The 22,475-nt window shown below is 34.2% G+C and carries 18 protein-coding genes; 8 read left to right on the top strand and 10 right to left on the bottom strand.

Annotated elements, in window-relative coordinates; translation table 11 throughout:
• Positions 1-30 precede the first annotated feature (30 nt).
• The 10 genes from COE53_RS14235 to COE53_RS14190 all read right to left on the bottom strand — a co-directional run bounded on the left by COE53_RS14235 (position 31) and on the right by COE53_RS14190 (position 16,003).
• Positions 31-1,461: a GntP family permease gene (locus tag COE53_RS14235; protein ID WP_098948313.1), complete on the bottom strand. Its 1,431-nt coding sequence runs from the start codon at positions 1,459-1,461 to the stop codon at positions 31-33.
• Between the two features lie 375 nt (positions 1,462-1,836).
• The gene (locus COE53_RS14230) at positions 1,837-2,712 is read right to left on the bottom strand and encodes an NAD-dependent epimerase/dehydratase family protein (RefSeq protein WP_091024188.1); all 876 of its coding nucleotides are present in this window, start codon (positions 2,710-2,712) and stop codon (positions 1,837-1,839) included.
• Between the two features lie 169 nt (positions 2,713-2,881).
• Positions 2,882-8,074 carry a S8 family serine peptidase gene (locus COE53_RS14225; RefSeq protein ID WP_098948312.1) on the bottom strand — a complete coding sequence of 1,731 codons (5,193 nt, stop codon included), beginning with the start codon at positions 8,072-8,074 and terminating at the stop codon, positions 2,882-2,884.
• A 383-nt stretch (positions 8,075-8,457) separates the two neighbouring features.
• The gene (locus COE53_RS14220; RefSeq protein ID WP_098948311.1) at positions 8,458-9,216 is read right to left on the bottom strand and encodes a metallophosphoesterase; all 759 of its coding nucleotides are present in this window, start codon (positions 9,214-9,216) and stop codon (positions 8,458-8,460) included.
• Positions 9,217-9,626: 410 nt separating this feature from the next.
• On the bottom strand, positions 9,627-10,634 hold the full coding sequence (locus tag COE53_RS14215) for a PTS sugar transporter subunit IIC (protein WP_025568514.1): 1,008 nt from the start codon (positions 10,632-10,634) through the stop codon (positions 9,627-9,629).
• Between the two features lie 117 nt (positions 10,635-10,751).
• Positions 10,752-12,143, bottom strand: a complete 1,392-nt coding sequence (gene argH / locus COE53_RS14210) for an argininosuccinate lyase (protein ID WP_025568513.1) — start codon at positions 12,141-12,143, stop codon at positions 10,752-10,754.
• Between the two features lie 27 nt (positions 12,144-12,170).
• Positions 12,171-13,385 carry an argininosuccinate synthase gene (locus tag COE53_RS14205; RefSeq protein WP_098948310.1) on the bottom strand — a complete coding sequence of 405 codons (1,215 nt, stop codon included), beginning with the start codon at positions 13,383-13,385 and terminating at the stop codon, positions 12,171-12,173.
• Between the two features lie 48 nt (positions 13,386-13,433).
• Positions 13,434-14,471, bottom strand: a complete 1,038-nt coding sequence (argF, locus tag COE53_RS14200; protein WP_098948309.1) for an ornithine carbamoyltransferase — start codon at positions 14,469-14,471, stop codon at positions 13,434-13,436.
• A 252-nt stretch (positions 14,472-14,723) separates the two neighbouring features.
• Positions 14,724-15,167, bottom strand: coding sequence for a Dps family protein (locus tag COE53_RS14195; protein ID WP_069033875.1), 444 nt, complete (start codon positions 15,165-15,167; stop codon positions 14,724-14,726).
• A gap of 62 nt (positions 15,168-15,229) precedes the next feature.
• Positions 15,230-16,003 carry a nucleotidyltransferase domain-containing protein gene (locus COE53_RS14190; protein WP_098948308.1) on the bottom strand — a complete coding sequence of 258 codons (774 nt, stop codon included), beginning with the start codon at positions 16,001-16,003 and terminating at the stop codon, positions 15,230-15,232.
• Between the two features lie 328 nt (positions 16,004-16,331).
• On the opposite strand from COE53_RS14190, the gene COE53_RS14185 reads away from it, so the two are divergent.
• The 8 genes from COE53_RS14185 (at position 16,332) to COE53_RS14155 (ending at position 22,175) form a co-directional block, all read left to right on the top strand.
• On the top strand, positions 16,332-17,078 hold the full coding sequence (locus COE53_RS14185) for a hypothetical protein (protein WP_098948307.1): 747 nt from the start codon (positions 16,332-16,334) through the stop codon (positions 17,076-17,078).
• A gap of 352 nt (positions 17,079-17,430) precedes the next feature.
• Positions 17,431-17,736 carry a hypothetical protein gene (locus tag COE53_RS14180; RefSeq protein ID WP_098948306.1) on the top strand — a complete coding sequence of 102 codons (306 nt, stop codon included), beginning with the start codon at positions 17,431-17,433 and terminating at the stop codon, positions 17,734-17,736.
• Between the two features lie 103 nt (positions 17,737-17,839).
• Positions 17,840-18,019 carry a hypothetical protein gene (locus COE53_RS14175; protein WP_069033880.1) on the top strand — a complete coding sequence of 60 codons (180 nt, stop codon included), beginning with the start codon at positions 17,840-17,842 and terminating at the stop codon, positions 18,017-18,019.
• A 107-nt stretch (positions 18,020-18,126) separates the two neighbouring features.
• Positions 18,127-18,267 carry a hypothetical protein gene (locus COE53_RS24005; RefSeq protein ID WP_175403493.1) on the top strand — a complete coding sequence of 47 codons (141 nt, stop codon included), beginning with the start codon at positions 18,127-18,129 and terminating at the stop codon, positions 18,265-18,267.
• 204 nt (positions 18,268-18,471) lie between these two features.
• Positions 18,472-19,047 carry a TetR/AcrR family transcriptional regulator gene (locus COE53_RS14170; protein ID WP_069033882.1) on the top strand — a complete coding sequence of 192 codons (576 nt, stop codon included), beginning with the start codon at positions 18,472-18,474 and terminating at the stop codon, positions 19,045-19,047.
• A gap of 110 nt (positions 19,048-19,157) precedes the next feature.
• Complete coding sequence (locus tag COE53_RS14165; RefSeq protein ID WP_084006895.1) at positions 19,158-20,006, top strand: alpha/beta fold hydrolase; 849 nt, start codon at positions 19,158-19,160, stop codon at positions 20,004-20,006.
• 14 nt (positions 20,007-20,020) lie between these two features.
• Positions 20,021-21,079: an alkene reductase gene (locus tag COE53_RS14160; protein WP_069033884.1), complete on the top strand. Its 1,059-nt coding sequence runs from the start codon at positions 20,021-20,023 to the stop codon at positions 21,077-21,079.
• A 103-nt stretch (positions 21,080-21,182) separates the two neighbouring features.
• Positions 21,183-22,175 (top strand): NADP-dependent oxidoreductase, encoded by a 993-nt coding sequence (locus COE53_RS14155; RefSeq protein ID WP_069033885.1) that lies wholly within the window; start codon positions 21,183-21,185, stop codon positions 22,173-22,175.
• Positions 22,176-22,475: the final 300 nt, after the last annotated feature.

Here is a 22,475-nt window from a genome sequence, read left to right as displayed (position 1 = left end):
TTCAAAAGTAAGATTAGTAGTTTAACATTCTTAAACAAGTCCTGTAAGTTTAAATACTGCAATGATTAAGAATACTGCAACTGTTTTAATGATTGTTATTGCAAAAATATCTTTATATGACTGGCGATGTGTTAAACCAGTTACAGCTAATAATGTGATGACTGCACCATTATGAGGCAAAGTATCCATACCACCTGATGCCATCGAAATAACACGATGCATTACTTCAGGCGGAATATTGTATTTATTAATTGCCTCGATGTATTTATCAGACATGGCACTGAGTGCAATACCCATACCACCTGATGCAGAACCTGTAATACCTGCTAAAGTTGTAGTCGTCACAGCTCCATTTACTAATGGATCCGTAAATGTATGAGAGATTCCTTTACTGACCATTCCAAATCCAGGTAAAGCAGAGATTACTCCACCAAAACCATATTCAGCACCAGTATTCATAGAAGCAAGAAGTGCTCCACCAATGCTTGCATTCATACCTGTCTTTAGATTTGTACGCATATTTTTATAGCCATAAATCATCGCTGAAAGGATCCCAATAACTAAAGCACATTCAACTGACCAAATACCAACAACTGCAGGAATTTGAACAACCCCAAAAGCTTCTAGTCCAATTGATTTAAAGTCAAATCCATTTGGATACCATTTTGGGAATGAAACAACAAAAAATTTATTTGAAAATCCAACTAATAATAGTGGAACAAATGCTAGAATCTGTTTTAAAACTGGTGTAGGAGTATTGGTCGTTAATGTAGGAACTTCTGTTTGAGTTTCATTTGCAGCAGCTAGTTCTCCATTAAATCCTAAATAACCTTCACCTGCTTTTTCTGCTTTTTTACGTCTTGATTCTAAGTACCAAAGACCAACTGCAAGTACAAAAACAGCTGCTAAAATACCTAGAAATGGTGCAGCATAAATATCTGTATTGAAAAATGTAGTTGGAATAACATTTTGAATTTGCGGTGTACCTGGCAATGCATCCATCGTAAATGTAAACGCACCAAGTGCGATTGTTCCAGGAATTAATCGTTTTGGAATATTACCTTCACGGAATAAGTTTGCAGCAAATGGATAAATAGCAAATACAACAACAAACAAGCTTACCCCACTATATGTTAAAATGGCTCCCATTAATACAATCGCTAAAATAGCTCTTTTTGCTCCAACTAATTGAATAATCGTTTTTGCGATTGATTCAGCAATCCCAGACATTTCAACGACTTTACCAAAAATTGCACCAAGTAAAAATACAGGAAAATATAGCTTTATGAAACCAACCATTTTTTCCATAAAAATATTACTAAAAAACGGAAGAATATAACTTGGTTCAGTTAAAAGTACTGCAAATAAAGCACAAATTGGTGCAAATAAAATGACAGAAAACCCACGATAAGCAACAAACATTAAAAGTCCTAATGCTAATAAAATAATTAAGATTTCCATAATAACCTCCTTGTTATCTTTACGTATTGGCCACTTTTTTGATAACGCTTTCATTCAAATTCATTTTTGAATTTGAATTCCACTATTTACTGTATTTAGCTCCTTTCAAGGGATATTCCTTCTGCTAATAAAACAAGCAAATAGTATGCCAAGTTATTATGAGTTTTTAGAAAGACCGTATTTAATCTATTTGGGACTTTGTCTACACTATGAAAATTTATTTTATAATTCTAATAATATTAAGTTAATTTATAATTTTCAATTATTTTTATCGAAGTTTTTTCCGAAATTCCGGAATTTCACCTCAATAAAATTCCGAAAACCTGGAAATTCCAGAAATTCGGAATTTTATTTTTTGAACATTTTATGAACTTTTTATAGCGAACAATGATGATGAATTAAATTTTCCATCCAATCATGTACCTCTAAAAATTGAAACCCTTCTTTTTTAGCTTTCTCATTACTCAATGATTGATCGCTATAAGCATCAAAAGGTGATTGATGTTCGACTGCACCATTAGAATTAATAATAGCCTTTTTTCCAGTTTCCTTTTCACACATGTTTATTATTTCTTGAAATGTTATTTCACCATTAGAGCACGCATTAAAAGGACCACTTTTAATCGATTCATTTTCCCCTAACCAAAGTAAAAACTCTGCAGTTTCATCAGAATCGATAAAGGTCATCTCTTTGTTTAAATCAGATATGATTATTTCTTCATTTTTTGAAATTTTATTAACATGGAAGAGTAATCTCTTTGTATAATCATCCGGTCCCAATACGATCGGGAATCTAGCCGCATACACTGGGAAATTTGCTTCTTGATATAAAACAGCCTCACAAAGACGCTTCCCTTCCGCATAAGAATATTCATTATCATTGTTATACTTAATAGGATAATTGTAAGGATCGAAATCAGTTTCAACATGGTTTAATCCCGTTTCATAAACCGCTAAAGACGAAGTGAAAATATATCTTCCAACATGATTCGTTAATAGTTTAGAAATTTCCTTCGCTTCATTTGGAGTATAACAAATATTATCATAAACAAGGTCCCATTTTAGATTACTTAAACTAGCTAATGTTTCAGGATTTCGTCGGTCGATTATAAATCTACTTACTCGATCTCCGAAGTCATCCTCTGTTAGTCCTCTTGTTGCGATTGAAACATTATAGCCTTTATCGATTAATTTATGAACAAGTCGTTTTCCGAAAAATCTTGTACCACCTAATACTAAAACCTTTTTCATTTTTTAACCTCCAAACAAAAAAATACCCAATATTAATAATTCGCCATAAAACTGCAAAATACCTTTTTTATATAGGAATCTTCTTTTATCAAGTTTATTTTTCTAGTAGTCTATTTATGGGATTTGGACGAAAAAAGAGAGCCTCATTCACAGAGGCTCCCCGTTTTTATTATTTGTTTAAAATGACTGTTTCAGTTGCAGCACTCACATTTCCTGCAGCATCTTTTGCAGTTACAGAGATTACCAATCCAATGTAATCGCCATAGTTTTTATGAGGTATGTCTAAACTGAAGTTCCCATTTTGATCAGCTTGTACTTCTGTCACTACATTGTTGAATTTTATAGCAACCGTCGCATTTGCTTCTGTTTTACCTGTAATTTTTTGATCTTTTTTCGTAACTGTATTAATAATTGGTGCGTCTGGTGCTGTACGATCTAATACAACAATCGATGCTTGTTCACTTTGATTTCCAGATGCATCACTTGCACTAACTGTTAATACACTGTCTGCTTTTTGTGGTTTAATTTGAATACTATAGTTCCCACTTGCATCCGTTTTTCCTGTACCTACTACAGTACTATTATTTTTCACAACAATATTGACATTCGTATTTGCTTTACCAGTAATCGTTGTATCATTATCATCAATTACGTCAATAGTTGGTGTTAATAGTAATGTTGTCATCTGAATAACGTTTGAATATCCACTGTTAAGTGTTCCATTCAATCCACCCATTACAACCAATCTAAAACGGTAGTACGTACTATCACTTAATCCTGTCACTTTCGCACTAGTTGAGCTAACTGTGATTGGTGTATCCAGTTTTGCATCTGTCCAAGTAGTTGGCCACGTGATACCATCCGTGCTTGATTGCTGTTGAATTTTCAATCCACCCCAATTGCCGGCAGGATCTACAGCTAACCAATTAAGTGTAACTGAGTTAGCATGTTTCGAATCAACTTTGAACGTATTTACATTACTATAAACCTTAGCCTTATTGAAGATTTCTGTTGCATACAAGTCTTTACCGTCAACTTTCATAACTTCTTTTGGTGAAATCGTTGCATCTGGATTTGTTTTACCGAAGTTAGTCGCGACAAACTGCATGTCCTTACTATCAACAATACCGTCTTTATTTAAATCTTCTATTGGGTAGTTTTCACTATTTTGTTGACCCATTTTATCAGATACTTGCTTCGCATCAAGAACGTCAATTACGCCATCGCCAGTTACATCTCCAGCTGAACCGTATGTTTGAGTTCCTCCGATGTATTTATACTCTCCAATATCATCACCCCATGGTGATTTTTTACCAAGTGTAATAGATTGTATGCTCTTTAAGTGTCCTGGTCCTTCCACAATGAACTTGATTGGATCTTTTGAAAGTGGAATGCCTTTGATATCGATGTAGCCATAACTATCAATTGTACCTGGTATTTTCGTTCCGTCGGGTAGTTGTGCGTACCCTTTAGCGCCAATGCTATCCAACTTCGCTGTGAAGTTATTTTTAAGCCCTTCAAGTTTCACGTACGTTTGCACTTGTGAATGCGTCGGAACGATTTGGAATTGATTTAATCGGCTAAATGCTGTAATCTCTTTTGTTTCATTTGTTCCGTATTGTGTCATGCTAAATTTTGTTGTGTCATCATCTGGTGTCAATTTCGATGCCATAATATCCCACATGTCATCTGTCACTTTGAATGTCACATCTAAAAATGGACTATCGCCATTGAATCCTTTAAAGTCTGATCCACCTGTTAATTGTGCCCCAACATTGATATCTGTAGCGTTTTGTCCGTAAACCGCATCTGGTGTTTTCACTGGTGTATCCACATTAACCTTCACGCCGTTTTGGTCTGCCCACTTTTGGAATGCTGGGTTGACTGTTACGCCTTGTAGCTCAAGATACTTATTGTAGTACATTGATTTAAAAGTACCTGACATCATATCTTTCACGTTGTTTAAGTTTAACGTCATCGTGATTGTATCATTTAAGGTAACTTTTTGTTTGTCATACGTCGGCACCATATATGGTGATCCTTTTTTGATAAACGCGTACTCATGGAAATCATTGATAAGCTCAACGTTATGTGCTGCATCCATTGGCATTAACGTAATTGTAGCTGGTCCATTTTCGATATCGGATTTTTCAATTCCGAATTTTGCATCGCCATTTGCATCAACTGGGAAATCGCCTTCCGGGTAACCGATACTATTGTGATAGTACCATAAAATATTCGCTGACTGCGTTAACCCAAGTGGAGCAAGTTTCGCTGTCCCTTCATCCGATAGGTTTGTGTGCACCCAGAATGCGTTGTACATGTTGCCATTTTGTTTTTCATCGGTAAAATCTTTGTCTTCTAACTCGTACACGCCAGGTGTATGGTCTTTATAGGTTAACTTCGGTAGCGTGTTGTCCACAACGAACAGTTGTGATTTTTCATACGTTTTTGCATACATGTTAGTCGTATCAGTTGTACGCATTTTTAACGTATATTGTCCTTCCGGTAATGCTGCTTTTGTGAACATATTTGTTTTTTCGAGTTTTGGATCTCCAATAAACGGATAATATGTGCTTGGGTCAAAGCCTACAACATAATCAATATCGGTTTGAACACTGCTCACATTTAATGGGGAATCCGTTGTTGCACCGACTGGATTTCCGTCTTTGTCATAAATCACGATCCAGAAATACTTCATTGGACTATTGAATCGGAACTTTATTTGACGACCTGGGTTTCCGTTGAAGTCCGAATAGATTACCGGTTTACGAGTCGGAGCTGCCGGAACATCCATTAGTAAATTGCCAAGTCCTTTTTCTACCGAGCGAACAGCCAATGGCATGCGATAAGTCTCACTTGGGTCGTCATGATTAACAATGTTCAAATAACCTTCGTATCGGCCATATTCCGCCGTATCTGGTAGATTCAAAGTTACTGTAAAGTTCGTTGTTTCACCTGCTTTTACTGTTAATGATGGTGAACTTGTTGTCACAGTAATGCCGTTTTTAGTTGCATCACTAACCGATGCATTTGGTTTAATGAAAGTTGTAGAAATATCAAATGTTTTGTCAGAGTTTCCTCGATTTTTTACTTTCACTGTTCGATTACTCGTATTGACCGCACCATCTTTTTTATACACTGCGCCAAACGTTAATGAACCTTTTTCGTAATTCAAGTTCACACTATTACCGCTACTATCAATGTTTGCAGTTGTGTCCTGTGCTTTAAAACTTACATCACGTTTTACTGCTTTCACGACATTGACTAAACCAGCACCTTGCTCATATACAGAATAATTGCCGTCTAGATTTCCAGCAGTGTTTGTTAACGCTGCTTTCACATCGGCTGGTGTATAATCGGGATGGGCTTGTAAGATTAGTGCAGCAATGCCTGTCACATGTGGCGACGCCATCGATGTACCTGAAATACGAGAATACGCGTTACTATAATCTACTTTATCTGGGCTATGAACGAAATATGGATAAGTTGAGTACACCGATACACCTGGTGCAACAACATCTGGTTTAATGTCATATGTTGCAGCGACTGGTCCTCTTGAACTAAAACTTGCCAAGTGGTTCCCTTCTGTATTTGTTGTACTTACATTCGTAAAGGTGATTGTATTTGTGCTTGCTACATTACGTAAACGTTCACCGTCAGCTTTTGTCATACGGAATGTTGGTATAAAGCCATCATTACTTGCTAAGTAAGCATCAATGTCCCCATCAATATTATTACTCATAATTGCTGCAACCGCGCCTGCTTTCGCTGCGTTCGTAATTTTATCAGCTAACGGGATTGTACCACGTGTAATAAGTGCAACTTTTCCAGTTAAATCGATTGGATTGCCGTTCGCATCTTTAAAATCAGTTGCTTGTGCTAAACCAACATCCACGATCTGATACGTTTTGTTCTCTAAATCTGACACATGATCATTGTATCCTTTTCCAAGTAACTTGAAGTCAGTAAATGTTTCATTTCCAACTTTTGCTGACGCAATTGGAATACTAACTGGGAAATCACTTGCTCCAACTGTAATGGCAAGTGCTGATGCACCTGGTGTACCTAGTGTCCCTTCACCTGGACCAGAGTTTCCTGCTGAAATAACACATGTTACACCTGCAAGGGTTGCGTTATTAATTGCCACAGCTTCAGCTGATAATGGATTATTAACTGGTGCTCCAAGAGATAAGTTGATAACTTTCATACCATCTTGTATTGCTTTATCAATTCCACCTACAATCCCATCTGTATACCCTGTACCGTAAGGACCAAGTACACGATAGTCATACAAGTTCACGCCTGGTGCAACCCCTTGAGCTGGGAATTCTACATTATTTTTCGCTTGAGCAGCAATCGTACCTGATACGTGTGTACCGTGGTACGTGTAATACGGTTCATCACTTTCAGGTTTGCCGGCTTTTACCCAATCATCGATTGTAGTTTCCATAGGATCGGCATCATTATCAACAAAATCCCAACCTTTAACTGTCGTTGGATCGATTTTGCTTGCATCTTCACCACTTTTTGCACGGTAGCCTTTATATACGTCTGTTAAATCTGGGTGATTGTAGTCAACTCCTGTATCGATAACTCCTACATTGATTCCTTTTCCAGTAGTGCCCTCTTTATGCAAATCTTCAATTCCTGGTAATGGAATATAATTTTCTGCTAAATTATTCCCACCTTGTTCACTTTCAGCAGCAGCTTTCAGTTCACTTGGGTCAAGCTTTACTAAGTCATCGTTTAATACACGATTTACTACACCAGAATCAAATAATTTTTCAACTAAGTTACCTGGTAGTGTCATTGCCACCCCGTTTAATGCATGTGTGTATTCACGCGTAATTTGAGCGGTAGCGTCCCCGGTTTGGTCGGATGTTTCGTTAGATACTTCGTTTGGTGAAACAGATAATGCAGATACTGCATTTACTGCATTCGTTTTACTTGCACTATTATTTAACCCTTTTATAAATGACTTGAATGTAGCGTGTGACGAGTTAACTGCGCTAGTTTCTGCGCTTAATGTCGTTTTTTCGCCCTCCACTGCTTTTTGCAGTACACTTATTTTTGCTGGCGCTTGTGTAAATTCGACAATAACCTTAACTGGTTTTGAGCTTGTCGTATCAATTTTTGGCGAAATCTTTACATCACTTTCTGGTGACACGTTCTTTAACGCGGCGATTTGCTCAGCTGTTAAGTCTGGTGTGCTTGTGTTTTGAGCTAGTGAACCCATGACCGTTTTTTCTGTGCTCGCATTTTGTGTAGCTGCTAGTACGTTAAATGGAATCATCGAGCCCACAACCAGCGCACTGATCGTTGTTTTAGCTAAACTCATTTTAAAGTTTCTTTTACTCACCTGTTCTCCCCCATTTTTTTATTTTTTTGACTTTTGACAATTCTCTTTCTTTTTTTTATTTTATCGCTAGTAATCGACATCGTAAATTGGGGTAATTCATCAAATAAACTATCAAAAAAAGAAGAAAATTGATCCTATTTATAGAACTATTTATTAAAAAGCTTTATAAAACGTCATTTTCAGACAATTTTAATTTGGGTGAATTTTGAGTTTTTTAATAAAAAAAAAGAAAGATTAGAAATAATTACTAATAATTATTACAATCCTCTAATTCGACTAAATTTTCATATTATTTATTTGTCGTTCATATTTTTTTACAAAGAAAAATATGAAAAAAGTTCTAATAAAAAAAGAAGATACGAATGTATCTCCTCCTAATGACTTTATATACTCTTAATAACAATATAATGTGTTTCCGGCCTAGCACTTAATCTAAGTGGTATAGTCGTAGTACCATATCCATTACTTATTATTTGAGTTATCCCCTCATACACATGCGTTTTTCCTTTTTCATAAGGACCATATCCAAAAATCCTTATTTGTCCTCCATGTGTATGACCACTTAAAACAAGAGAAACTCCTTGTTCTTTCTTTAGTAACTTTAAGACTCTTGGATTATGACTAACTAAAATCTTAAATACATTTTGTTTAACATCTTGAAAAGCAAGATCAAGATCCACCTTCCCAGTTTTCAAATCATCTACTCCAATCAGTGACCATTCTTTTTGTAAATGATTAACCGTAACAGATGAATTTTTCAATACAACTACATTCCATTTAGTAAATATATTCTCTAAATCCGTCTTTTTGATTTCGATATCATTATTTCCCCAAACAAAGTAGACCTTCCCAAGACTACTTAGTTTTTGAATATTTTGTTCGATTCTTTTTAGAGGTACTCCTTTTTCTAATAAATCTCCGCCAATTATGACCAAATCAACTTTGCTAGACATTCTCTTTATAATAGAAGAATGTATTTTTCTTCTATGAATATCTGAAATAAAAAATAGTCTAATTGGCTTTTCAAGAGGAGCATTCGAAAAAGAAAATTCATGTTTTCTTACTATATTTTGATGAGCCTCTATGAACATATAAACTAACAGCAGAAAACCTAGTAATATACAAATGACAAAATAAATCATATAGCCCTCCATTTCACGCATTAAAAGAAATACCTACTCGTTGAGCTTTCCTAAAAAGTACTTTTCCTTCTCCTCCAACAACTACATTGACAGGAACATCTTTTGTTACAACAGAACCAAAAGCGATCACAACATTATGTCCAATCTTTATTCCTGAATTTATAAACGCTCTTCCACCAACATTTTAGGTGTAATTTTTATGGTATTCACTCTCATTGTATTTTCAATTATAGCTATTTTTGCAGGCAGTTTTGGTGAAAAATTGTTACAAAATGAGAAATCATCTAAAATTATCAATCTAGCACAAGGCATTATTTTTACAGGAATAGGTTTAAAACTATTTAAGTGTACCCTATTAAAATGACAATACAATGAAAAATGAGTACTTTATTTAGTACTCATTTTTCTATTTATAAAATTTTCAACTCTCCAGTTTTAATCATATTTGCTTGTTTTAAGAATATGTACACAATATATGAAACAATCCCAGGTACTAATATGTATGTAACAATCATCGGTATAATAACTGCACTTCCATAGGTAGCTAATAAATTCATTGGTGCAACAAGTGCACATAATCCTAAACCGGCAATTTCTTTTGGTGCTTCAATATGAAATAAGAATGCAGAAATCGGTCCAGCCACGGCACTTGCAACTATGGTTGGTATAAGTATCCTAATATTCCTGGTTACATTGGGTAGCTGTAACTTAGGTGTGATAATTAATAAACCAAGGATACTTCCTGGATCATTCTCTCGTGCAGAGATAACTGCTAATCCCACAAATTGCGCTGCACATCCCGCCAATGCGGCCCCGCCGGCTAATCCATCTAAATTCAATGCAATGGCTAATGCAGCAGAAGAAGCAGGCGAAACAATTAATATCCCCCACACTACCGCTAATACAATCGAAGCAATAATTGGCGAACCTTCAGTTGAACCTTTAATAAAATTCCCAACCGTTATTAAGATTGGAGAAATCCATTTTGATAAATATAATCCAACTAATCCTGAAATTAAGATGGAAAATAAAGGCACAACCATTAAATCTAATTTCGTTTTACCTTGAACAGCTTTTCCAATAAGAATTGCAACTAAAGCTGATAATAATGCTCCTACTGGTTCACCCATTTTAATGGTCATCGCCGTATCTACCATCAACAATGCCCCGGATCCAATTATTGCAGCGGCCATTGCAGAAAAAATGATTAACGTACTTGAACCTAATAAAACAGCTATACCTGCACCAATAGCAGGTGCCATTAATAATTTAGTCGAAAATCCAATCGTCATTAAAGATTCAAAATGAAAAATCTTTCCAATACTCTCAATTAAAGACCCGATACCGATCATGACGAAAACAGCATGTGCTATGCCTTCTGATGCTCTAAATACTCTACTTTTTTGTTGCGTGCTCATATGATACCTACCTTTTTTTAGTAACTACTTCTAGTATTTGCATAATGAATAGAAAATTATTAATAAATTAGAAGCACAAAAAAACGTCCAAATAATTGGACGTTTTCAATTAGAAAATTATACCATATTTATTGAAAAGCTTAAACACTCTTCTGCCTTTGTAATTTGTTTCCAAACCTCATTCGTTGAAGTTCCACCTTCACTAATTCTTGCTTCCATTACTGTTTTTGGATTTAAAGTATGATAAATATCTTCTTCAAACACTTCATTAATCATCTTAAATTCCTCAAGCTTTAATTCCCCAAGAAATTTATGATTCTCTATGGCATATAGAACCGTTTTTCCAACGATTTCATGAGCTTGACGGAATGGGATATTTTTTCGAACTAAGTAATCAGCAAGGTCAGTAGCGTTTGAATAATCATTTTTAACAGCCTCATACATACGGTTTTCGTTTACTTTCATTGTATCAATAATTCCCGAAAGTAATCGCAGTGATCCTACAACAGTATAAACAGTATCAAACATTCCTTCTTTATCTTCTTGCATGTCCTTGTTATAAGCTAAAGGTAGTCCTTTTAAAACAGTTAATAACCCGATTAAGCTGCCATAAACTCTCCCTGTTTTACCTCGAAGTAATTCTGGAACATCTGGATTTTTTTTCTGCGGCATAATACTAGAGCCGGTACAAAAAGCATCATCTAATTCAATAAACTGAAATTCTTGACTCGACCAAATGACAAATTCCTCTGATAGTCTAGAAATATGTGTCATTAGTAAAGATGAATCAGAAAGGAACTCTACGATAAAATCACGATCGCTTACTGCATCTAAACTATTATGATAGATATCGCTAAAACCAAGTAATTCAGCAGTACGTTGACGGTTAATTGGAAATGTAGTTCCAGCTAATGCACCTGCACCTAATGGTGAAATATCCACTCGTTTTAAACTATCTTTGAATCGGCTTTTGTCACGCTCTAGCATCCAAAAATACGCAAGTAAATGATGTGCAAATGAAACAGGCTGTGCTCTTTGTAAATGCGTATATCCAGGCATAATTGTATTTACATGCTTTTTAGCTTGCGTCACAATTTTATTTTGAACTTCTTCAATTAAATCAATAATGGAAGACGTATTATTTTTTAAAAAAAGGTGCATATCCGTTGCTACTTGATCATTTCGACTACGCCCTGTATGTAGTTTTCCTCCTACAGGACCAATTTCTTGAATTAACAAGCTTTCGATATTCATATGAATATCTTCATTTTCTATACTAAATTGAACCTCATTTTTCTCAACTTTTTTTAATATTTTATTTAAACCTTCTATTATTAATTCAGCTTCATTGATTTCAATTATGCCACATTCTCCAAGCATCGTTGCATGTGCGATACTACCAGCTATATCTTCCTTAGCCATTATTTGATCAAATTCAATCGATGCTGTAAATTCTTCGACTAATTGATTTGTCTCCTTCGTAAAACGTCCGCCCCAAAGTTTTGACATAACTGCCTCCTTAATCCACCCTATATTTTATTTATTTAGTACTGTATTTTTCTGTGTAACTTCGCTATATACCTTTGTTGGTAATCCCCATAGTTTAATAAAGCCTACTGCTGCATTATGATCAAATAAATCACCTTTTGAATAGGTTGCAAGCTCTTCATTGTATAGACTAGTTTCTGATTTTCTACCTACTACTGTATGAGTGCCTTTAAATAATTTCACACGAACAATACCACTTACTGTTTCTTGTGTTGTATTTACAAACGCATCTAAAGCACCCATTAAAGGTGAATACCACAAGCCATCGTATAGCATTTTTGAAAATTGTTGTTCAATGCTTACTTTAAAATTTGTCACTTCACGAGGCAATGTAAGGAACTCTAATTCTTTATGAGCATTGATTAAGATTAGCGCTGCTGGATTTTCATAAACTTCACGTGATTTTATACCTACTAATCTATTTTCAATATGGTCGATTCTTCCTACACCGTGTTTTCCACCAAGTACATTTAATTGTTCGATAAGTTGAACAAGATCTATAGGCTGACCGTTCAAGCTAACAGGTACACCTTTTGAAAATTCAATTTCAATATATTCAGGAACATCTGGAGTATTTTCAATTGCATTCGTCCAATCAAAAGCTTCTTCTGGTGCTTCATTCCATGGATTCTCTAATACACCTGCTTCACAAGCTCTTCCCCAAATATTTGCATCAATTGAAAATGGATTATCTAAATCAACAGGAATTGGTACACCATTTTCATGTGCGTATTGTATTTCCTCATCACGAGTCATACCCCATTCACGAACGGGCGCCACTACTTTAAGATTCGGATTCAAAGCCATTACTGAAACTTCAAAACGAACTTGATCGTTTCCTTTACCTGTACAACCATGTGCTACTGCAACTGCACCTTCTTGCTTTGCTACATCGACTAATAATTTTGCAATTAATGGTCTTGATAGAGCAGATGAAAGTGGATACTTCCCTTCATATAATGCATTCGCTTTTAGAGCGGGGACAATATATTCATTTGCAAATAAGTCCTTTACATTGATCATATATGACTTAATTGCTCCTAAATTTAAAGCCTTTTGACGAACAGCTTCAACATCTTTTCCTTCACCTAAATCAAGACAAAGTGCAATCACATCATAGTTATATTTCTCTTGTAACCATTTAATACAAACTGACGTATCTAAACCACCTGAATATGCTAAAACAATTTTCTCATTTCCCATGTTATTACCCCCGATTAGATTATTAAGAAATATAATAGATTTTTAGAATTATAAATTACCCATTAAGGCAACTAAGATCGCTTTTTGAGCGTGAAGTCGATTTTCAGCTTCATCAAATACGACCGAATGCTTACCATCAATTACCGAAGCTGTTACTTCTTCCCCTCTATGTGCAGGTAAGCAGTGCATGAATAAATAATCATCTTTTGCATTTTCTAATAAATGATCATTTACTTGATATGGGCTAAAATCTTTTAAGCGAATTTCAGTCTCTTCCTCTTGCCCCATACTGGTCCAAACATCCGTTATCACAACATCAGCTCTACTTACACCATCTACAGGATTATTAACAACTTCAATAACACTTCCAGTTGTTTTTGCAACATGCTTCATCGATTGAAGTACAACTTTATTAGGTTCATACCCAACGGGACATGCAATTGTTAAATAAACACCAAGCTTAGCAGCACCCTCAATTAAAGAATGACAGATGTTATTATTTCCATCTCCTACATAAGCAATCTTCAAACCTTTTAATCTACCTTTATGCTCAAGAATAGTTAAGAAATCAGCCATGATTTGAGCTGGATGGTGCAGATTTGTTAAACCATTAATAACTGGAATTGACGAGTGTTCAGCGAACTCGGTCAACATCTCATGAGTATTTGCTCGAATCATGACCCCATCTACATAACGAGAAAATACTTTTGATGTATCATGAACAGTTTCGCCTCTACCAAGCTGTAAATCTTTACTACTCATAAAGATTGCATGACCACCTAATTGCATCATCGCAATTTCAAATGAAAGTCTCGTTCTAGTAGAATTCTTTTCAAAAATCATCCCTAGTACTTTGTCTTTTAAATAAGGATGTGCCTCTCCCGCCTTTTGCATATTTTTCATCTCTAAAGATTTTTCAAGTAAGAATAATAATTCACTTGATGAAAACTCACTTATTGAAAGAAAATTTTTCCCTTTAAAATCCGACCATTTTACAGAGCTAAAATTTCCTTTTGTAACATTCCCTTTTGTCTTTTGAATATAACCATTTTTCTTTACATGATTTTCTTTCAATACTTTACTCATAAATCCATCCCCTTTTTTTAGAAGTTAAGATTCTTATATAATGAATGATTATACACAAATATAAATAATTATACAATCGGTTTTTTAGTTTTTTTTGGTAATTTTTTATGAAAAATTTTAACACATCACAAAAACCCTTATAAACACTCGTTTTATACTAGAAAACAAGATGAAAAAAAGGGGGAAAATAAAAAAAGATGAACTAATCAATCATCTGTAATGATAGGTTAATCCATCTTTTTAAATATTTATTCATTTTCCAAGAAATGATTTTAACATCCAAAGCATCTTTTCAATTTCAGCAATCTTACCTAGGAATAAATCAGCTGTTTCTTGATCATCACTTTCTTCTGCAATTGAGATTACATCACGCGATTCTTGTACAACTTTTTCATAGTCTTTAATCAGATCAGATACCATTTCTTCTGCAGAAAACGTATGATTACCTTCTTTAATCGTAGCTGTTTCTAAGTATTCACGAAGTGTTGCAATTGGTTTTGCACCAATTGTTAAAATACGTTCTCCTAAATCGTCTACCATTACTTTTGCATCGTCATAATACAACTCAAATTTTTCATGTAGAGTAAAGAAATTTGGTCCTTTTACATACCAATGATAGTTATGTAATTTTACATATAATACATTCCAATTCGCCAGTTGTTGATTCAATAGACTTTCTAAATTTGCCAACTTCATTCACACTCCAATTTCTTTGTTAACATACAAAGAAATTTTTCCCAAAAAGTGTGGAGTCTATTCTATTTTTCCCATGAATGTTCGATTGTACATCGAAATAGTTCGTTTAAGCTTTGGATATTTACCTTGTTTGATTCAGTAATCCCCTTCACATACTCCTCAAAAAACTGAATTTTATTTTCAATAAAATCATTTAATTCTTTTTTTCTAGGCTCAAGATCTAATTCTTCACCTTGTTTTTTTCGGATTAATAACTTGTCTACTTCTTCTATAAATTCCTGTTCTAACCCTTCCATCTCTAAAAGTTCATCAAACAAAATTGGGGGAATTTCATTGTATTTTTGGATCCATATACAAGCTAAAATTGGTCTTAATACATAAAAATACTTTTTAATCTTAACTTCTTCCCCTTGCAGGTAATCACGGTAATTCCCTTTGGCCATATGAAGATAATGGTAGATACACGCCTTTTTAGAAAGAATGTCATTACCGACTTTTCTTAATTCTTCTGAAATCGTTAAGTCATCATGATAAACAATTGGAGACCTTAACCATTCTAATAAGGCCGGGTTTGATTTTGCGAAAAGATTAAGTGCCTTTTTTAAGTCCCACCCACTAAAGTCGAGTAAATCATTTATTGGATATTCAATTACGTCACGTCTTTGGTCAATGCTTAAATACCAATCTCTGCGATGAACATAGACAAAACGTACATCATAATCACTATCTTTAGATGGAAATCCCCACGCTCTACTACCAGACTCAACTGCAAATAGTATTTTTACGTCATGTTCGGTTTCTATTTGTTTTAGTTTTTCCACTATTATTTCCTTCATATTTATCTCCTTAAACCGCGTCATGAAATGCTATAGTATAACTAGTATAATAATGATTAAAATCTCTGCACAAGGAGTTTCTTGAATTTATAATTGGAACAAAAGGATTAAAATAGGCTCCGTATGACTTTATATCGATAGTTAAAGCTAAAACCCGATCATTAAATTCTGATTTTAAAAGAAGGCTCTGTTAAAGAAGATTGTTGAATTTCTTATTCAACTAACTGGCAGATTAGTTGAATAAGAAAAAAATATTTAATGGATTACTCAAAGAAAAAGGCTGAAGTATAATAGAAACCAAAAGTATATATATATTGGGGGTCACAGTATGAATAAAAAAATCCAGAAAGATGTTTTAAATTTTTTTAACTCTGGAAAAATAATTGATGCTTCTGTAAATGAAAATTGCATTAAGATTATTATAGATATGTCGGAATTCAAACAATATTATGATACATCATATTTTAGGATTGAACTAATTAATTGTAACGAATTCGTATTAAATATAAAAACTGAAAGTATAAAAGATATAAAAAAACTTAAGGAATATAATGCAGAAATTCAGGGTAGTGGATTAAAAAATAATAAACTCATTGTTAACTGTATTATCAATAAAAATAGAGCAACCCTCATTATAGATACAGAAAGTTTTAAGGTATATGACAAATTTAATAGAGAGTTATCACTATTGAAACTTTTGAGCCTATATGAACTATCGAGTTCTAGTGAAGGAATAGACTTCTTTATTAAGGATGACGATTCCAACAAACATATAAAGTTTACCGAAGAATTACATGAATATCTTTGCAAATCGGAAAATTATTGGCGGCGCTATAAGGAAAATGGTCTAAAAGAGAAATTTGACTTACTTATCGGATTAGACCAATACGGTGATAAAGTTTTTTCAACCCTAGAAATTAAGCAATTAATAACCATATGTGATGGACTATTGAAAAAATACGATTCTGAAAATAATAAAGACGAACAAAAAGTAAGGTACTTTTCAAAAAAGTTTAAGAGACTTTGTGAAGAAGCAATTAAAAGAAATAAATTAATTGAAGCATTTGGTGATTAATCTTGTTCAACTAACGCATGCGTTAGTTCAATAACGATCGGCTGCTTCGGCGGTCGTTTTTTTATTCAACAATTTGACAGTTTAGTTGAATAAGGATTCGTATATTTTTTGGCTTAATTAACACGTTTTTTGAGACAAAAAATGTTTCAAAATTTTAGATGATCTTTTAGGCACAAAAAGAGACCCGTATATTCAAAATGCGAATCTATCTAGAAGTTGTATCTTTTAGACTCGGTTCGCTTGAACCTTATGCAACTAAATGGCAGTTTAGTTGAACAAGGACTTAAAGACAAGACGTTGAATTATACTATTAATAAAGTTACGTTTTCGAATCGCATATAAGGGGTGAACTATGAATTTAAGAACGATATCAATAATTGTTGCTTTATCATTTCTTATACTTACAGCAATTGACTTTTCGATGGATTATGCACACTATAAAGATGCAATAAGTTCAACAAATATGACAGTAAATGAGACCCATATCTTTAAAACGCATATGAATAGCAGTGTAAACAGCCATATAAGGATTGGCGTTTCTATAATTGGTTATGAAAGTCTGTTATTAATGGCTTTTGCAATAAAAAGGAAACAAGGTATCCTGTCTTTTTCTAAAAAAACTAGTCTTATATTTGTCGAGGTTTTCAGATGTTTTTAACACATATTTCTTATGTAACTAACGCATGCGATAGTTGTAGATTTCCAGGTGGTTATCCAATGAATAGTGAATCATAATTATTATAAAAACTAGAGGTATTATAATGAACCGCAATATATTCATTTTGTTAGAAATTGTATTTGGTGGTATATCTATTTTAGTATTTGGAATGATATTTAAATTTTTAGGACTTTATGAATTTATTGGCGGAATAATCGGTATGCTAATTTATTCATTTATTTGGAGAAAATATCTTAAAAAATATGATCCAGATAATAATTAATTTTTTAACCTTATTCAACTAACGCATGCATGAGTTAAATAGCAGCTGCCAATACAGGTGGCTTTTTTTATTCAACAAAATGGCAGTTTGGTTGAGTAAGGGCTCAGATGGTTCTAATTGCTGTTTCTTGTTTATTTGGTATGAGTGCATCTGTAGAAGAGTTTGATCTATTAATCGATACAGTGGAAGAAAACAATCCTGAAGAAACTAAACGAATAGAAGAAATGTTTGGCGGTACCCCTAAGTGAAAGTTAATGGATAATATTGTGATATGTAGCAAATGTGTTGGGAATTATTGGTTATTTATAATTCTTTACTAATCGTTCTAAAAAGAATATTATTTAATCATGGTTTGAAATTCATGTGTTTATTTTAGAACGTTCATTCTATAATGGATTATGACATTTGTTTTTGTTAGTATTGGTTCATGGATTTTTTTAAGGAGAAATAAAATGGCTAGAAGTAAAGAGTTTGACGAAAAAGCAGTATTAAGAAAAGCAATGGAGCTTTTCTGGGAACAGGGTTATGAAAAAACATCCATGCAAGATTTGGTGGATCATATGGGGATAAACCGCAGGAGTATGTATGACACATTTGGTGACAAGCGTTCATTGTTTTTAGCTTCCCTTAATCACTATGAAGAGCTCATCGTCAATGAGATGGAAAGCATAATTAGCAGCACTTCATCCATTAAACAGGCGATACGGGATGTTTTTATTTTCATACTGAATTCCATTGAACAATACCCAAAAGGTTGTCTATCAGTAAATACAGCCATTGAATTATCTTTGTTGGACAAAGAAATTGGACGCATAGTTACAAAAATGTTTAACCGTACTGAAGATATGTTTAATGACCTTATAAAACGGGGCCAAACTAGTGGAGAGCTATCAAAAGAAATCGATTCTGATAACACATCTCGTTTCTTACACAACAATTTGGTAGGTATAAGAGTACTAATAAAAACTAATTACAATAAAAAAGAATTAGAAGGCATCATCACTCTAGCACTTTCAGTGTTGGACTAGCTTTCTTTTTTTACCCTTTTTAGAACGCTCATTCTAAAATCAGTATGAAACAAACCATCATAATGCATACTTATAAAATCGTTTTTTAATTTCTAAGGAGAATCACAAAGATGACAAACTTTAAAATACCAACAGAATCAGAATTTATTGAAGCAGATGGAACTCGTTACGCATATAGAAAATTTGGTACACAAGATGGTATACCAGTAGTATTTCTTGTTCACTTTAGAGGAACGATGGAAAACTGGGATCCAAACATGCTTGAACCTATTGCAAATACACGCCCAGTAATCTTATTTGACAATAAAGGGGTTGGTGAGACCGATGGACTAACGCCTACTACAATTGCTGATATGGCAAAAGATACAGCAACATTTATAAAAACTCTTGGATTAGAACAAGTTGACATTCTTGGTTTTTCCATTGGTGGCATGGTTGCACAAGAGCTAGCTTTACAAGAAGGAGATTTAGTAAGAAAAATTATTATGGCAGGTACTTCGCCTGAATCTGGTATTAATCCAAATCCAGAGATTTTTGAAAGAATGAATCGTCACGGCGGAACGGAAGAAGATGGAATAAATGATTTTATGTTCTTTTTCTACGAACAAACCGAAACAAGTAAATCTGCAGGAATGGCTTCACTACAAAGAATTTTTAATCAGAAAAAAGTAAACAGTTCAGAACAAGTAAAAGAGGCACAATTACAAGCCATTGCAAAATGGGCTAAACAAAAATCTAATCATGATTATGAATGGTTACAAAACATCAAACACCCTGTACTTGTTACTAATGGTGTTAATGATGTGATGGTACCGACTAAAAACAGTTATATCTTAACAGAGAAATTACCCAAAGCACAGTTGATTATATATCCTGATTCTGGTCACGGGCATCTGTTTCAATTTCCAGAACTATTTGCAGAACACGTAAATTCATTTCTTGATTCTAATTCTTATTAAAAAGGAGTATTCATATGAGCAGATTATTTGAAAAAGTTCGTATCGGAAACATTGACTTAAAAAATCGTATAGGTATGGCTCCGATGACTAGAAGTAGAGCTTTACCAGATGGTACGCCGAGCGATTTAGTAGCAGAGTACTATGGTCAGCGTGCTTCAGTCGGTTTAATTATAAGCGAAGGAACCCAACCTTCAGATGATGGGCAAGGTTACACTAATACACCTGGTATTTATACAGAAAATCATATTAAAGGGTGGAAAAAAGTAACTTCTAAAGTTCATAGTGAAGGCGGTCATATTTTTGTTCAGCTTATGCATGTGGGACGTGTATCACACCCTGATAACACACCTCACCACCGCCAAGCAGTTGCACCATCAGCTATTGCACCTGGTGTAGAAATTTTCACGGCAGAAGGAATGAAAGAAATTCCAACACCAAGAGAATTGAGTGAGCTTGAGATAAAAGATGTTATCAATGAGTTTCGTTTAGCAGCACGTTCAGCAATTGAAGCTGGTGCAGACGGAGTTGAAATTCACGGAGCGAATGGTTATCTGATCCAACAATTCCTTAGTGAAAACTCCAATCATCGTCAAGATGCATACGGTGGTACGATTGAGGGTCGTTCTCGATTCGCTATTGAAGTAGCTAAAGCAGTTGTTGATGAAATAGGAGCAGAAAGAACAGGCATCCGTTTTTCTCCTCAAGGAACACTGCAAGGCATTGATGAGGGGGAAAATAGCCTTGAGATGTATCGCTATTTAATAAGTGAATTAAATAAGCTTAACCTTGCATATCTACATTTAATGCACTTTGGAAACGAGCAATTCCTAAAAGATGTGCGTCAACTTTGGGATCAATCACTTCTTGTTAACCGTCCAGGTCGTCCTCTAGATCAACTTTCGTCTGATATAGATAATAATCTTGCAGATGTTGTCACAGTAGGCACTTGGGTACTAGCTAATCCAGACTTTGTAGAACGGATTCAATCAGGTGCTCCCCTAAACGAACCTGATAAAAACACGCTCTATGCAGGAGGAAAAGAAGGTTATACAGACTATCCTTTCTTAAAATAGTTTATTTAATATGAATATCCCATCTAGGGATATTCATAATCTTTTTTCTTATGTTCGATATGAAAAGATACATGTGAGTTAAATAAAAATGAGGAGGATTGTAATGAAAGCTTTAGCAATTGAAAACTACGGTAAAAAACCAAATTTTTTAGACTTCCCTATGCCCAAAATAAATAATGACGAGGTCTTAGTTGAGATATATGCGGCAAGTATAAATCCTCTTGATACAAAAATTCGAAAAGGTGAATTAAAATTATTATTGAAATACAAGATGCCGTTAATTTTAGGAAATGATTTTTCTGGAAAAATTGTTGAAGTAGGTACTAGTGTCACGAAGTTTAAAGTTGGTGATGAGGTATATGGTCGACCTAGAGCAAATAAAATGGGAACTTTTACTGAATTTCTCTCTGTTAACCAAGAAGATATTGCATTAAAACCTAAAAATTTAAGTTTTGAAGAAGCAGCCTCCGTCCCTCTAGTCGGATTGACATCCTACCAAGCTTTACATGATATTCTGCGAATTGAAAAAGGACATAAAATATTAATACATGCAGGATCAGGGGGAGTAGGAACATTTGCTATCCAACTTGCAAAACATATGGGTGCTTTTGTCGCAACTACAGCTAGTGATGGTTGTGATTTAGTAAAATCTCTTGGCGCTGACGAAATTGTTAATTACAAGACAGAAAAGTTCGAACATTCGATTCGTGACTACGACGCAGTTCTTGATACCATTGGGGGGGCGACGTTAGAGAAATCATTTGTAACATTAAAAAAAGGAGGAAAGATTGTTTCTATATCTGGAATCCCGAATGGTCGCTTTGCTAAAGAAAACGGATTTAGCTCATTTAAAAAAACCTTATTTTCAATTGCAAGTTATAAACTTACGAAGCTAGAAAAAAAACATAATGTCCAATATACGTTTCTTTTTATGAAGCATAGTGGAGAGCAGTTGAGAATTTTAACAGAAATGTTAGAGTCAGAAGTGATTAAGCCTACACTTGATAAAGTTTTTATTTTCGAAGATGCCCAAAAAGCATTGGAGTATGCAGAGGCGGGAAGAGCAAAAGGAAAAATAATACTTAAATTAAAATAATTAGTCTTATCTAACAAACCTTTCTTTAGATAGAAAGTGTTTGTTTTTTTTACTTATCGAGGTTGCTTATAGAACTAACAGGTGCGTTAGTTGAATAACTTTTTAATTTAATCAACAAAAGGGACTGTATACGCTCGTCATTGCCAACAGTACAAACAATATAAAAATAAATAGTAAACCGTTCGAAGTGGCATCTCAGTCAACTTCTTTGTTCACTCGTTGAAAAGAACAAAGCAATTGTTCTCGACGAGCACACCAACGAATTATTACAAGAAAAATCAATCCATTGCAAGAGCTGGT

This window comes from Bacillus sp. AFS029533 (genome assembly GCF_002585125.1).
Lineage (GTDB): Bacteria > Bacillota > Bacilli > Bacillales > Bacillaceae_G > Gottfriedia > Gottfriedia luciferensis_B.
This window is presented reverse-complemented; position numbering and strand designations above follow the sequence as displayed.

Excerpts from the sequence above, each read along its gene's own strand:
- COE53_RS24005 (WP_175403493.1), top strand. The coding sequence starts at position 18,127 with ATGGTTCTAATTGCTGTTTCTTGTTTATTTGGTATGAGTGCATCTGTA.
- COE53_RS14235 (WP_098948313.1), bottom strand. The coding sequence starts at position 1,461 with ATGGAAATCTTAATTATTTTATTAGCATTAGGACTTTTAATGTTTGTT.
- COE53_RS14170 (WP_069033882.1), top strand. The coding sequence starts at position 18,472 with ATGGCTAGAAGTAAAGAGTTTGACGAAAAAGCAGTATTAAGAAAAGCA.
- COE53_RS14175 (WP_069033880.1), top strand. The coding sequence starts at position 17,840 with ATGAACCGCAATATATTCATTTTGTTAGAAATTGTATTTGGTGGTATA.
- COE53_RS14185 (WP_098948307.1), top strand. The coding sequence starts at position 16,332 with ATGAATAAAAAAATCCAGAAAGATGTTTTAAATTTTTTTAACTCTGGA.
- COE53_RS14180 (WP_098948306.1), top strand. The coding sequence starts at position 17,431 with ATGAATTTAAGAACGATATCAATAATTGTTGCTTTATCATTTCTTATA.
- argF (WP_098948309.1), bottom strand. The coding sequence starts at position 14,471 with ATGAGTAAAGTATTGAAAGAAAATCATGTAAAGAAAAATGGTTATATT.
- COE53_RS14155 (WP_069033885.1), top strand. The coding sequence starts at position 21,183 with ATGAAAGCTTTAGCAATTGAAAACTACGGTAAAAAACCAAATTTTTTA.
- COE53_RS14215 (WP_025568514.1), bottom strand. The coding sequence starts at position 10,634 with ATGAGCACGCAACAAAAAAGTAGAGTATTTAGAGCATCAGAAGGCATA.
- COE53_RS14165 (WP_084006895.1), top strand. The coding sequence starts at position 19,158 with ATGACAAACTTTAAAATACCAACAGAATCAGAATTTATTGAAGCAGAT.
- COE53_RS14220 (WP_098948311.1), bottom strand. The coding sequence starts at position 9,216 with ATGATTTATTTTGTCATTTGTATATTACTAGGTTTTCTGCTGTTAGTT.
- COE53_RS14195 (WP_069033875.1), bottom strand. The coding sequence starts at position 15,167 with ATGAAGTTGGCAAATTTAGAAAGTCTATTGAATCAACAACTGGCGAAT.
- COE53_RS14205 (WP_098948310.1), bottom strand. The coding sequence starts at position 13,385 with ATGGGAAATGAGAAAATTGTTTTAGCATATTCAGGTGGTTTAGATACG.
- COE53_RS14160 (WP_069033884.1), top strand. The coding sequence starts at position 20,021 with ATGAGCAGATTATTTGAAAAAGTTCGTATCGGAAACATTGACTTAAAA.
- COE53_RS14230 (WP_091024188.1), bottom strand. The coding sequence starts at position 2,712 with ATGAAAAAGGTTTTAGTATTAGGTGGTACAAGATTTTTCGGAAAACGA.
- argH (WP_025568513.1), bottom strand. The coding sequence starts at position 12,143 with ATGTCAAAACTTTGGGGCGGACGTTTTACGAAGGAGACAAATCAATTA.
- COE53_RS14190 (WP_098948308.1), bottom strand. The coding sequence starts at position 16,003 with ATGAAGGAAATAATAGTGGAAAAACTAAAACAAATAGAAACCGAACAT.